Here is a 13,984-nt window from a genome sequence, read left to right as displayed (position 1 = left end):
TGTCCAATCATGATGGAAAGATACATCATTAAAATTGAGTGGATCAATGCTCGTGAAGGTAAAGCAGAATCTCCATTGTTCCCAGATATTAAAAAAGTATTCCCAGTAGTTGATGACAGTGGTTCTGACTCCGCTATGTTCGACAACACATTGGAATTCTTGCACATGACAGGTCGTTCCTTGCCTCATGCGATTATGATGATGATTCCTGAACCTTGGGAACGCAACAATCTCATGAGCCAAGAAAAACATGACTTCTATGAGTTCAATAGCTTCATGATGGAACCATGGGATGGTCCTGCTGCTATGGGCTTCACTGATGGTACTGTTATCGGTGGCGTACTTGATCGTAACGGTTTGCGTCCTGCTCGTTACTATGTAACAACTGATGATCGCGTTATCATGGCCTCCGAAGTGGGTGTAGTAAACGAAAACGCTGAAAATATTCGCGCTAAAGGTCGTTTGGAACCAGGCAAAATGCTTCTCATCGATACTGAAGAACAACGTATCATTTCCGACGAAGAAATCAAACAACGCGTTGCTACTGAATTGCCATATGATGAATGGGTAAAAGAACACGTTATTCACTTGTCTGAAATTACTCAAGCTGACGAAAAAGACGTTCCAAAAGTTGAAGATTTATTCAAAAATCAACAAGCTTTTGGTTATACTCAAGAAGACCTTGTACGTATGATTGTACCTATGGCAAAAGATGGTAAAGATCCTGTAGGTGCAATGGGTGCCGATGCTCCACTTGCTATCTTGTCCGATAAACCACAATTGTTATATAGCTACTTCAAGCAAATGTTCGCGCAAGTAACAAATCCTCCAATCGACTCCATTCGTGAGGAAATGGTTACATCTACACGCGTTATGCTTGGTAACTCTGGTAACTTAACAGATCCTAATAAAGCTGGTACTTATGCGTTGTCCATGCGTACACCAATCCTTACTAACCAAGAATTGGCATCTATTAAGGCTCTTGATTGCCGTCGCATGAAATCTGTTACATTGCCAATCCTCTTCGACCCAACTAAGGGCGCTGATGGCTTGCGTGATGCATTGAATGAATTGTGTGAAAAAGCAGAAGAAGCAGCACGTACAGATCAAAATGTATTGATTTTGTCTGACCGTGGCGTTGATGAAAATCATGCACCAATTCCTGCATTATTGGCTGTAGCAGCTGTTCACAATCACTTAATCAGAAAAGTATTGCGTACAGAAATCGGCCTTATCCTTGAATCTGGTGAACCTCGCGAAGTACATCACTTCTGTACATTGATCGGCTATGGTGTAACAGCAATCAACCCATACTTGGCTCTTGAAACTGTACGCGATTTACAAGCTCGTAAACGCCTTGGCGATATTACACCAGAACAAGCAGAAGAGAACTACATCAAAGCTGCTGTAGGCGGTATTATGAAGGTTATGTCCAAAATGGGTATCTCCACAGTTCGTTCTTATCATGGTGCACAAATCTTCGAAGCGTTGGGCTTGAACACTAACTTCATCAACAAATTCTTCGTAAATACACCAACACGTATCGGTGGTATTGGTCTTGTAGGCGTTGCCAATGAAGCGTTAGCTCGTTATGACCGCGCTTTCAAATCCGATGAATCCGTACTCGAACCAGGTGGTTGGTATGGTCCAGTAAAAGACGGGGAAGAGCATTTATTCAACCCTAAAACAATTGATCTTTTACAAGAATCCCTTATCAATGGTGATTACACAAAATATAAAGAATACTCTAAAGCGATTCGCAACGATTACCACGTAACATTGCGTTCCTTAATGGAATTAAACTACCCTGTAGGCGGCGGTATTCCAATCGAAGAGGTTGAACCTGAAGAATCCATCGTAAAACGCTTTAAAGCGGGGGCTATGAGTTATGGTGCCATCAGTAAAGAGGCTCATGAAACTATCGCTATCGCCATGAACCGTTTAGGATCCACATCTAACTCTGGTGAAGGCGGCGAAGACGTAGCACGTTTCAAACCATTGCCAAATGGCGACAGCATGAACTCTGAAGTAAAACAAATTGCATCTGGTCGTTTCGGTGTAACTGCAAACTACCTCATTCATGCAAAAGAATTACAAATCAAATGTGCACAAGGTGCTAAACCAGGTGAAGGTGGTCAATTACCAGGTAAAAAAGTATACCCTGAAATCGGTAAAGCTCGTCACTCCACTCCTGGCGTAGAGCTCGTATCTCCACCACCACATCATGATATTTACTCCATCGAAGACTTGGCAGAATTGATTTACGATTTAAAATGCGTTAACAAAGATGCTCGTATTTCCGTTAAATTAACATCTGAAGCAGGCGTTGGTACTATCGCCGCTGGTGTAGCAAAAGCAAAAGCAGATAACATCTTAATCTCCGGTTACGATGGTGGTACAGGTGCGGCAGGTCGTACATCTGTAAAACACGCTGGTGTGCCTTGGGAATTAGGTTTGTCCGAAACTCATCAAACATTGATGCTCAACAGATTGCGTGACCGCGTTAAATTGGAAGTAGACTCCAAGTTAATGACTGGTTTCGACGTAGCTGTTGCGGCTATGCTTGGCGCTGAGTTATTCGGTTTCGGTACATTGCCACTCGTTGCTGTAGGCTGTAAAATGGCTCGTGTATGTAACCTCAACACATGCCCTTACGGCGTTGCTACACAAGACGAAAAATTGCGTGCTCGTTTCACAGGTAAACCTGAGTATGTAGAAAACTTGATGATCTTCATCGCTCGTGAATTGCGTGAAATCATGGCTCGCTTAGGCATTCGCTCCGTAGCTGAACTCGTTGGCCGTATCGATCTTGTTCGTCAAAAATCTCAAGACGATAACTTCAAATTGTCTCGTGTTGACCTTAAACGCGTATTGTTCCACCCATACATCGATGCATCTGTAGGTCATATGCATATGATTGACCAAGATCACGAATTGGAACGCACATTGGATATGTCCAAACTCTTGCGTATGTGTCGTCCTGCTATCGAAGATCAAAAACCTATTCGCGCTAAATTGGCTATCAATAATATTAACCGTGTAGTAGGTACTTTGGTTGGTTCTGAGGTGACACGTCGTTATGGTGAAAGTGGTTTGCCAGATAACACAATCAAGTTGAATTTTGAAGGTTCTGCTGGTCAATCCTTCGGTGCTTTCATTCCTAAAGGTATGACATTAGAACTTGAAGGTGATGCGAACGATTACCTCGGTAAAGGCTTATCCGGTGGTACTATCACAGTATATCCACCTAAGAAATCCATCTTTGAAGCTGATGAAAATATCCTTATCGGTAACGTTGCCTTCTATGGTGCTACATCTGGTACATCCTACATCAATGGTGTAGCTGGTGAACGTTTCGCTGTTCGTAACAGTGGTATCACAGCTGTTGTAGAAGGTGTAGGCGACCATGGTTGTGAATACATGACTGGTGGCGAAGTGCTTGTACTTGGCAAAATTGGTCGTAACTTCGCAGCAGGTATGTCCGGTGGCTATGCATACATCCTCGATTGCGATGAACGCTATGTAAATACAGGCCTCGTAGAATTACGTCCTGCTAATAATGATGACCTTAAACGCATTAAAGAATTAGTAGAACAACACGTATTGCATACTAATTCCGCTAAAGGCCGTCACATCCTTGAAAACTGGAATAACTTTGTAAACAGATTTACAAAAGTTGTACCTGTAGCATATGAAGAAATGCACGCTGCTATTGAACGCTATAAAGAACAAGGCTTATCCTTGGAAGAAGCTCAATTAGCTGCATTCAAAGAAAAATATGCAAAATAATTTCTAATCTAACTGAATATCCTTTAGATAAGACATATGAAATGCCTCTATAGCTTTGACTATAGAGGTATTTTCATGTATAATATTTGTATTGCAATATTGGATCATGGCAGTTCTCGGGCCTGTGCAATGGGGGCCTGTGAATCGTGTCAGGACTGAGAGGTAGCAGCACTAAGCGGTAACCTTCATGTGCCACGGGGAACCCGGGGGCTGTCGTGATCGAATATTGCAAGGCGGCCTGTGGGGCCGCTTTTTTTATGTCTAATCTAAGGTCTATAAAATGAGTCAGATTTCCGTGAATATGGTATAATAAAGTATTGTAATTTTCGGAAAAGGGGGTGTTCCAATGGCATATATTGCGTTATATCGTAAGTACCGTCCGCAGACGTTTACCGATGTGGTTGGGCAGCATCAGGTATCTGATACGTTGATGCGTGCTATCCGCGAGGATAAGGTAGCTCATGCGTATTTGTTTGCTGGTCCACGAGGGACTGGTAAAACGAGTATGGCCAAGATTTTTGCGCGCGCTATCAACTGCGAGCATGGGCCAACGGATCATCCTTGTAACGAGTGTAGCGCTTGTAAATCGATTTTGAGCGGCCAGTCCATGGATGTTCTCGAAATCGACGCTGCCTCCAATCGTGGTATCGATGAGGTCCGTGCTCTTCGTGAAAGTGTCAAATTTATGCCTGTTGAGGGCCGAAAAAAGGTATTCATCATCGACGAAGCCCACATGCTTACCACAGAGGCGTGGAATGCTCTTTTAAAAACCATCGAAGAGCCTCCAGCGCACGTTATGTTTATCTTCGCTACCACAGAGATTGAGAAATTACCTGTTACCATCGTATCTCGTTGTCAGCGCTATACTTTTAGACGTATTACGTCTGATGATATCGCCCAGCGTTTATCCTATGTAGCGGAACAAGAAGGCTTTGGCCTCGATCCTGCAGCAGCACAGCTCATCGCTGTTCATGCGGACGGTGGTTTGCGCGATGCATTGAGTATTTTAGACCAATGTGCCGGTATGGCAACAGGTTCTATTACACCTCAAGTAGTAGAAGAACTGATCGGCCTTGTTAGCAAGGAATGGATCATCCACTTCCTTGACGCATTGCGGAACGGTGATGGCCCTAAATTGCTATCCTATATTCACGATGCGTTGGCAGAAGGTCGTGATGCGACGCAGATTATGGAAGCCCTCATTCAGCACGTGCGTGCCTTGCTTGTTGGTAAGGTCGCACCTGATGCGGATGAGCTTAAGGTATATGATGCCTTTAAAGATGAGTTTTTAGCTCAAGCTGAAAGCATCGATTTTAATGAGCTCAATCAATATGTGCGCAGTGCTCAATCCATTATGAATGATGCGAAACAGGTGGATAATCCACGAACCATCATCGAAATGGGTTTGCTCGTTTTGTGTGCTAAATTAGGTTCTGTTGATGAAAGTTTAGAAGAACACGTATATGCACTAGAGTCTTCAGAACGGTCTGAGCGTAACGATTTATTGAATCGCATGGCTCAATTAGAACAACGCGGTCCGGCAGCTTCTACACCTGCTTATGGTGCCAATGCATTTGGTCCGCCTAGCGGTTATGCAAATAGCTTTGTTCCTGTAGATCATGGGGCTGTACAGAATACTTCCATGAGTAGCGCTCAAACTAGTACCGTTGGTACTGTGCCTCCTCCAAGTAGTGTGGGGATGACACCACCGCCTGCGAGTGTAGGGATGACGCCTCCACCTATGGGGGCACCAGGTAGCACTCCGCCTCCTATGAATGGAGTAGGTATGGCTCCGCCTCCAATGGGCGGCGTTGGTATGGCACCACCACCAAGTACAAGTAGTGCACCAGAACGACCTGCTAGAAGTCAAGCTAAAGGTCGTGGTAAAAAAGGCATTAGCACACAGGCTATCATTAGTGATCAAATCCTGTCTGCTCAAGAATATCGCAATGTACAGTCTAATGTCATTAAATACTTGAAGGACAGCAATCGCAATATGACCTCTACCGTTATCGGTCAAGGTCAGCTTGTCTACGTAGACCAAAGCAAGGCGGTTATGGCTTTCAAGAATACATTACACCTCAATGTAATGACTAATGAAGTAAACTTGGCGGAAGCGGCGGATGCTTTCACCTATACACTGGGCTATCCAGTACATGTGGAAATCGTAGATGCCCTTACACAGGTCTATAAAGACTATAAAAAGGCCTCTGGTAGCACGACACAGCACCAAGTAAAAGCGCCGCAACGTCCACCAGAACCGATGGTTGATGTACAGAAGACCTCTGGTGGCCAGCCGACGCAAATGGATTTAACCAACGAAGAGCAAGCTAGCAAGCCAGATTCAGCAGCAGTAGATGCGGCAAAAGCGGCGGCTTTGGCATTCTTAGCGAAGAAGACGGGCGGTACAAATGCTGCTAGCAGTAGTGTGAATACAGGTACAACAGTTGCTTCCACAGAAGGTCAAACATCTGGCGGAGATGTGCCGATTACATCCTTTGATGGCAGTCCCGCACCTCAGGTGCCTGATGGAGAGATCCCTATCGAGTCTCTAGCAGGTTCTATTGAAGGTGATGATATTCCTGTTCATTCCTTTGATGATGTGCCAGTAGATGATATGGAGGAATCCTACGTATCATCCTTAGATGATATGCCACCACATCCGTTAGATAGTGTTACTGTTATTAGCGATGATGGGGAGGTCTTAGAACGCCCTATGGATAGCGGTGCCCATATTGAGGTAGAAGCTGTCCCAAAGTCTAATGGGGGCGAACAACAGGGAACCCCTTATCAAAGTGATGATCATACTATGCTTTCACAAGCACCTATTGAAGTGGCGCCCATCGATAGCGTGACGGTAGCTCGTGAATACGCATGGGATCCAGAGCATATGACAGAAGAGGAGCGAAACAATCCTCTCTTGGCAGAAACATTAGAGAAATTATCTGAAGACCACGACATCATCGTCGAGGTCATCGAAGAATAAATTTTTGAGTATACCCGTTGGTCCTAAGGCCGTAGGTGACACATATGTTAAAATCTATGTCGCATGTTAGAGTTATGGGCATAGACAGTTAGTAAGGACAAGGTCCTAAAAGGAGGAATTACAATGTTTGGTAAAGGTATGGGCAATATGGCTGGCATGATGAAAAAAGTTCAAAAAATGCAAGCAGATATGAAGAAAATGCAAGAAGAATTAAAAACTCGTACAGTAGAGGCTTCCGTTGGTGGCGGTGCTGTAACAGTTGTAATGAACGGTGAAAAAATCATCGAGTCCTTGAAATTGAACCCATCTGCAGTAGATCCTGAAGACGTGGAAATGTTAGAAGATTTAGTAATGGCTGCTGTCAACGAAGCTAGCAAAAAAGTAGATGACCTTTTGGCTCAAGAAATGGGCAAAGTAACTGGTGGTCTTAATTTGCCAACAGGTTTATTCTAAATGACAAACGCTTTAGAACGGCTCGTAGAGCAGTTGCGCCGCTTGCCAGGTATCGGCTCCAAGTCGGCTAGACGCTTGGCCTATCATTTGGTAGAAATGCCGAAGGAAGAGGTAGACCGTCTCGTGGAAACCATCGTAGAAGCGAAGGGGGCTACGCGTCACTGTTCTATTTGCTTTAACTTATCAGCTCAAGACCCTTGTGAATTCTGTAGCAATCCAAACCGGGATCAAACGACGATTATGGTCGTTGAAACATCTCGCGATGTGATTGCTATCGAGCGCAGTGGTGATTATAAGGGCTTATATCACGTGTTGGAAGGCGCTTTGTCCCCTATGGAGGGCATCGGTGCTGACGATATTCGCGTAAAAGAATTGATTGCTCGCCTTCGTGATGGTGTCGTACAAGAGGTTATCCTCGCTACTGACCCAGACGTAGAAGGGGAAGCGACAGCTCTCTATTTGGCGCGCTTGTTAAGCCCAAGTGGCATTAAGGTAACGCGTATTGCCCGCGGTGTTCCTGTGGGTGGCGATATCGAATATGCCGATGAATTAACATTAGGCGGTGCCGTAGTGAACCGCCAAGAAATGAAAGGATAATATGGGAGCTTTATTAGCATCACCGATTATTTCGGCGGTTGTATCCGTTGCTGTAGCCTACATTGCTTTCAAAGTAGCATTTTTCACCATTAAACGAGTGGCTATGAATGCAGTAACTGGTATTTTGACGTATTTAGTATGCGTTCATATCCTCAATATTCCTATGGATATTGGTTTGGGCGTATGGGCTTTAACAGCAATTCTAGGCCCTATTCCAATGCTCATTGCTGCCGGATGGTACGGCTTTTTAAAATAGGAGGACCTCATGCTTATCAATCGTGAACAACAACGCGTTATTGATGAAGTTGAACAGAATATCCTCTTGTTAGCGTCCGCTGGGACGGGAAAAACGAATACACTTGCTTATCGAGTGGCTCACCTCATCGAGGGCGGCTATGCGAAGGCGGAGAATATCTTGTGCATGACCTTTACGAACAAGGCGGCAAAGGAGATGAAAGACCGCATTCAATCGCTCGTAGGCAGTCCTGCAAAGGCTGTGGAGGTTAGTACATTCCACAGCTTTTGCTTTTTCGTACTCCAACAAGAGGGCAAGCGCAATGAGACCTTATATACAGATGTAACCATCTTTGATGAAGAGGATTGCAAGGAATTGTCTGAACCGTATCGTTCTGGTAAGTTGCGAGAAATGTCCTTTGCCAATATCATTGCCATGGTGAAAGAACATCGCTCTTTATACGGGTTTTATTCTGATGATCTCGTAGGCGATTATAAACGGACTATTGATCGTTTGCAAAAGGAACAGCGTCCTGCTATTGAGCAACAGTTCTCTAGTTTTGGGAATGTTCTTTATAGTGAACTCCATGACTTCTTGAACCATGGTCACGAATGGATTGCCGCCTATGATGAAAGCTTAGCCTCTGTACATGGTCTAGATTTTACGGACCTCATCTGTGGTGTTCATCGCTTATTCCAAGACCCTGTAGTTCGGGAGCGTTGGCGCAGTCGTTACAGCTATATTTCGGTAGACGAAATGCAGGATACAGGCGTATTAGAGTACAAGGTTCTTGAAATGCTGTGGGAAGGTAACCACGTTCTATTATGTGGTGATTATTTCCAAACCATATATGAATGGCGCGGGTCTGATCCATTCCGCTTGCTTAAGCAGTTTGATGCGGACTTTAAGCCTTTAAAAATCATTTTCTATGAAAACTATCGCTCTAACTGGACGCTCTTTACGATGGCTTTCAAAACATTACAAAATATGTTCCCTGATCTGGTCGGTTCCATCTATACTGAATTGCCTCGTGCCAATAGTGAAAGAAAGGGCAAGCCTGTCCTCATTAAAGGCTGTAAAAACAGTTATTTAGAGGGCCGCTATATTTACGAAGCTATCTGCGCCTTGCCAAAGGATGCTAACATTAGCGTTTTAGTACGGGATAATAAAAAGGCGCAGCGTCTGAGCGACTCCTTTGAACGCCTGAATAGCGAAAAGCCTGAAGAGGAACGCCGTCACTTTATGATTATCGACGAGTTCAAATTCTTTAGACGTCAAGAAATTAAGGACGTTATGGCTTACTTCAAATTGCTCATGAACCCGAACGACTCCGTCAGTGCTAAGCGGATTATTAAACGTTATGTTGCTGGTATTGGTGACGCTCGTATCGCCGCTATTGAAAGCCCAGAAACACGCCAAGTAGGCTTGAAATTGACTGACTTTATGGATATGCCTATCTTTGAAGCGGAACCTTATGCGAAGCTCGTTAGTGGCTTAGAAAATCATGAGGTTGTAGTATATGACGTGGAAAGTACTGGTACCGATACGTCCCAAGACCGCATCATTCAAATTGCAGCCATCCGTATCGATGAAAATGGTCAGGTATTAGAGTCCTTTGAACGCTTTATCAATCCTGGTGTGACTGTGGGGCAATCTGAAGAGGTACACGGCTTCTCTGATGCGTATTTACAAGAGCACGGCGAAGACCCAGCTACAGTGCTGCAAGCCTTTAAGGAGTTCTCCAAGGATGCCATCATCGTTGGTCACAATGTAAACTATGATGTGACTATCTTTACGAATGAATTGGCACGGCATAATTTAGGAAATCCTCAGTTTAAGGCGATTTACGATACCCTCGATATCTATCGTCGTTTCTACCCTAATTTGCCAAATCATAAATTGGGCTTCCTAGCATCCGAGTTCCCTATCCATCATGAGCCTACGCACAATGCGATGGACGATATCTTGGCCACTGCACAGCTTTTAATCTATGCGGTGAAAGAAAATATCGTGCCTACAACGACTGGTCGTATGGTGGCGATTAACAAATATAAAGCGGCTTTCACCAATATTGCGTCCCAAATGGCGACCTTGCGTAGAAAGGCCTATACAGAGTTACCAACGAAGTTATTGGCCTATATTATGAACCAAATGGGTGTTCTAGAGTACTACAAATCTCATGGAGAAGCAGCAAAGGTAGAGCATATACGTGATCTATATCGCATCATGGAAAAACTTGATGCTGCCTATGAAGGCCCAGCTGGTTTAGCTCGATTAAATCAAATCTTGCAGATGGCAGCCCTTACAGCGGGGGAACCGGCACAACAGGTAAGAAATGAGGATCGCATTCCAATCATTACCATTCACCAAGCGAAAGGAAGCGAGTTTGACCACGTGTTCTTGGCAGGCCTCAATGAAGGTACCTTCCCAAGTCCTTTTGCCATCGCAGAAGGGCGTGAAGACGAAGAAAAGCGCTTGTTCTATGTGGCCATCACGCGTCCTAAACAAGAGCTGACCATTACCTTTGAACAAACGAATATACGTGGCCGAGCTGTTCAACCAAGCTCGCTACTGAACTACATGCCACGAGACCCTGAGCTCGTAGAAAGGAGATACTAATGGCGCGAAAAACACATCGTCCAGATGATATTTTGTGGACCGTAACTGCTGCGAATTTAGATACGGTGCATGCTAACAAGCTTGCTGCATTACAGTCAGCGAAGAAGCAACAAGATGCTATGGAAATTCAAGATACTGTAGTTATCTCCCTAGGTGAAGTGCTAGACACTAAATATCCTCGTAAATCCTTAGTAAAGTTATTTGAGGAAAAACTAATCCACATCAACGGTCATAAAGCAACGCCAAAGGATGTTATCTCCGAAGGTGACGAGATTTGGATTGCCATGGCGAAGGAAAAAATAGATCACGAACCAATTGAAATGAATCTACATATCTTATATGAAGATGATGATCTCCTCATTGTGGATAAACCGGCTGGTCTGACAGTAAATTCTAAAGACCAAGTATCCCTTGCCAATGGTGTGGCTTACTACTTTAAAGAACATGGTATTAAGCGAAAGGTACGTTTCTTGAATCGCTTAGATAGAGATACAACGGGCTGTATTGTGATTGCTAAAAGTGGCTTAGCTCAAAGTCTTTATCAACAGCAAATGGATGATAATACCTTTGAAAAGTGGTATATGGCTACTGTGGAAGGCATCATAGAAGCTGATGAGGATTCCTTGGTATTATCTATGGAACGCAGTGCTGATGGGATTCATTACGAAGTAAATTCTAAAGGAAAAGAGACTCGTACAGATTATTCCGTCCTATGTAGACATCAATCACAGCCTGTGGATAAGTCTGTGAATAAGTCCAAAAATTCTGTGGATATAGCATCAAAAAATGTGGATATAGAACTATCAGATGTGGATAAAAGTGGTCAAAATGTGGACAAATCTGTGTATAACTTCCAAGAATGTGGATATACAGAGGTTTTAGTCCGTTTGTACACAGGAAAAACACATCAAATTCGTGTGGCTTTCAGCCATATAGGGCACCCTCTCGTAGGGGATACCTTATATGGCGCACAGCCAACGGGGCAGCCGTTCCAATTGCGTGCCCAAAAGGTTGTATTTACACACATGCGCACAGGCGAGCGTATTACGGTTACTGCATAATTACCTCTAATTACTTTGATACTTATCACTAGGTAAGTATTAAGAAGTGCGTAATATATAGTACGTATTAATAATTAGATAGTAGTTTATTAACAATAGATCTACACTATAGATTGTGAAGTCACAATACATCAAATGTTCTAATTGAGAAATGAGAATTATTGATAACTCAGTAAAATCAATGATTTTATAGAAATTTTTCAAAAAATATAATGACAAATGATAATCGATAAGCTATAATAGAAATGTAAATAAATCGATAGGCTTCGATTTGTAGCTTAGTGAATTGAATGTAAGAGGTGTAGTTCAATATGATTTTGCAAGAAAATGGTGCAGCACGTAATCGGGGGATTACGCTTGCTAGTATAAAAGGTATTATAGGTAACGTCGTTCTCGTTATTTTTAAAATGATTGTAGGCCTTGCATCTAACTCTATCGCCATCATCCTTGATGCGGTAAACAACTTAACAGACGTTTTGTCCTCTGTATTGACTATTGTTGGTACAAAATTAGCAGCTAAGGGTGCCGATAAGGAGCATCCATTTGGTCATGGTCGTATCGAATATATGACTACCATGGCCATTGCTTTCATCATCCTTGGTGCAGGCATTGGATCACTCAAGGAATCTATTGAAAAAATTCTTCACCCTGAGGTATCTACCTTTGATGTTCCAAGCTTGGCCATTATCGCTGTCGCTATTGTGGTGAAAGTAGTGATGGGCCGTTATATTAAGGCACAAGGCGAGAAATACAAATCTGATGCGCTTGTAGCGTCTGGTATAGATGCCCTCTTTGATGCGGTGATTACCTTTGCTACATTAGTATCTGCAGCTTTGGTATTCTTCTTTAACTTGGATATTCAAGGTTATGTAGGGGCCGCTATCTCCGTATTGATTTTGAAAGCATCTTATGACATTTTAAAAGAAATGTATAATCACTTGCTTGGCGTTCGTGCAGATGATAACTTAGTTCGTGAAATTAAAGAAACTATCGCTCAACATCCAAATGTGGGCGGTGTATATGATTTAGTGTTAAATAGTTATGGTCCTGGTGAAACAATTGGATCTGTTCATATTACAGTGCCAGATACGATGACGATGGCGGATATCCATCCACTAACAAAAGGTATCGCTGTTCATCTTTATAAAAAATTTGGTATTGCTATGACCGTTGGCGTATATGCTGAAAACCAACCAAGTTTAGAAGTGCTTGAAGTAAGACAAGCTCTCGACCAAGTTGTAAGTCTATATACACATGTAGTACAAGTACATGCGTTCTACGTACAAGAAGAAAAGAAAGTTATCTACTACGATATTATCTTTGACTTTGACGAAGAAGATCCACATGGCACATTAGAAAAAATTAAAGCAGAAATGCAAAAACGCTGCCCTGACTATGTACAATTTGCTATTGTAGATACAGACTTCAGTAACTAATAGAATATAAATAAAGGCTTCAACCAATCATCGACGAAAATATTTCGCTAAGAAATGGTTGAAGCCTTTTCTTTTACTAGTTGATAGATTTAGCTATACTATAAGTAAGAGAGATGGTGATTCTATGTTACGGTGGATAAAGAAACATTATATTGTAAGTTTTATTGTTTTCCTTATTCTTATTTTGTGTGCTTTGCACTTTAGTGGTACGAGAAATGAGACACGTATTTTGTCGAAACAAGGGATAATTCTAGAGAAAAATATTACAGTTGATCTTAATCGTAATCCTAATGCAACCGTGACAGTTATAAATGCAAGCAATTACTCTGAATCCTATGTTGTTAATGTATTGCCTATTATGACAGAATATAACTGCTATATTTTCGACTCTCTTATCGTTAATGATGAATTATATCTGCTTGCACGTTCTAATGCTGCAATTTCAAATATGAATTTGTATCCACTATTAATTTTTAAGATTAATGATACATCTTTAAGCTCTAATGTTATTGGATATGAATTCGATAAGTTCTCCGCTTCACTAGACTATATAGATGGTAAAATTATAGCTTCTAATGGGAGCGCTAAATATATCTTAAGTCCTGATTTATCTGCTAGCAAAATAGTGAATACAGACTCGATTGCTGTTCAAAATAAGAATGTTAGTAAACATGGTATAAAGAAGGATAAAGTAATATCAGACTCTTTAATTCCTAGAGATTTATACATGAATGGTAAGGCAGGCGTACCATTTAAATTGATACTTCTTCTGCATTGGATAATCACCGCCGCAGAGTCCGTAAATCTC

Annotated in this window: 9 protein-coding genes and 1 other RNA gene; all 10 read left to right on the top strand. The window is 42.5% G+C overall.

Annotation, left to right across the window (positions count from 1 at the left end):
- Positions 1 to 3,789: glutamate synthase large subunit (gene gltB / locus Q7P05_RS09040; RefSeq protein WP_303931754.1), on the top strand; the 3,789-nt coding region annotated here is incomplete at its 5' end.
- Positions 3,790 to 3,902: 113 nt separating this feature from the next.
- Positions 3,903 to 4,002, top strand: an RNA gene (gene ffs, locus Q7P05_RS09035) — signal recognition particle sRNA small type.
- A gap of 133 nt (positions 4,003 to 4,135) precedes the next feature.
- On the top strand, positions 4,136 to 6,775 hold the full coding sequence (dnaX, locus tag Q7P05_RS09030; RefSeq protein ID WP_303931752.1) for a DNA polymerase III subunit gamma/tau: 2,640 nt from the start codon (positions 4,136 to 4,138) through the stop codon (positions 6,773 to 6,775).
- A 123-nt stretch (positions 6,776 to 6,898) separates the two neighbouring features.
- Positions 6,899 to 7,228 (top strand): YbaB/EbfC family nucleoid-associated protein, encoded by a 330-nt coding sequence (locus Q7P05_RS09025; RefSeq protein WP_005385221.1) that lies wholly within the window; start codon positions 6,899 to 6,901, stop codon positions 7,226 to 7,228.
- Entirely contained in the window at positions 7,229 to 7,825 is a 597-nt protein-coding gene (recR, locus tag Q7P05_RS09020) for a recombination mediator RecR (RefSeq protein WP_004694915.1), read from the top strand.
- A gap of 1 nt (position 7,826) precedes the next feature.
- Positions 7,827 to 8,081 carry a hypothetical protein gene (locus Q7P05_RS09015; protein ID WP_005385224.1) on the top strand — a complete coding sequence of 85 codons (255 nt, stop codon included), beginning with the start codon at positions 7,827 to 7,829 and terminating at the stop codon, positions 8,079 to 8,081.
- A 9-nt stretch (positions 8,082 to 8,090) separates the two neighbouring features.
- A complete protein-coding gene (locus tag Q7P05_RS09010; RefSeq protein WP_303931750.1) occupies positions 8,091 to 10,679 on the top strand; it encodes a 3'-5' exonuclease in 2,589 nt (862 codons plus the stop codon).
- A complete protein-coding gene (locus Q7P05_RS09005; protein WP_303931749.1) occupies positions 10,679 to 11,740 on the top strand; it encodes an RluA family pseudouridine synthase in 1,062 nt (353 codons plus the stop codon). The genes Q7P05_RS09010 and Q7P05_RS09005 overlap by 1 nt, the downstream gene beginning before the upstream one ends.
- Positions 11,741 to 12,051: 311 nt before the next feature.
- Entirely contained in the window at positions 12,052 to 13,176 is a 1,125-nt protein-coding gene (locus Q7P05_RS09000; RefSeq protein WP_303931747.1) for a cation diffusion facilitator family transporter, read from the top strand.
- A gap of 124 nt (positions 13,177 to 13,300) precedes the next feature.
- Positions 13,301 to 13,984: hypothetical protein (locus tag Q7P05_RS08995; RefSeq protein WP_303931746.1), on the top strand; the 684-nt coding region annotated here is incomplete at its 3' end.

The organism is Veillonella dispar (genome assembly GCF_937975875.1).
Lineage (GTDB): Bacteria > Bacillota > Negativicutes > Veillonellales > Veillonellaceae > Veillonella > Veillonella dispar_B.
Note: the sequence above shows the minus strand (reverse complement) of the source record. Positions and strands in the feature narration are given on the sequence as shown.

Coding starts and splice junctions, on each gene's coding strand:
- dnaX (WP_303931752.1), top strand. CDS start 4,136: ATGGCATATATTGCGTTATATCGTAAGTACCGTCCGCAGACGTTTACC.
- Q7P05_RS09025 (WP_005385221.1), top strand. CDS start 6,899: ATGTTTGGTAAAGGTATGGGCAATATGGCTGGCATGATGAAAAAAGTT.
- recR (WP_004694915.1), top strand. CDS start 7,229: ATGACAAACGCTTTAGAACGGCTCGTAGAGCAGTTGCGCCGCTTGCCA.
- Q7P05_RS09015 (WP_005385224.1), top strand. CDS start 7,827: ATGGGAGCTTTATTAGCATCACCGATTATTTCGGCGGTTGTATCCGTT.
- Q7P05_RS09010 (WP_303931750.1), top strand. CDS start 8,091: ATGCTTATCAATCGTGAACAACAACGCGTTATTGATGAAGTTGAACAG.
- Q7P05_RS09005 (WP_303931749.1), top strand. CDS start 10,679: ATGGCGCGAAAAACACATCGTCCAGATGATATTTTGTGGACCGTAACT.
- Q7P05_RS09000 (WP_303931747.1), top strand. CDS start 12,052: ATGATTTTGCAAGAAAATGGTGCAGCACGTAATCGGGGGATTACGCTT.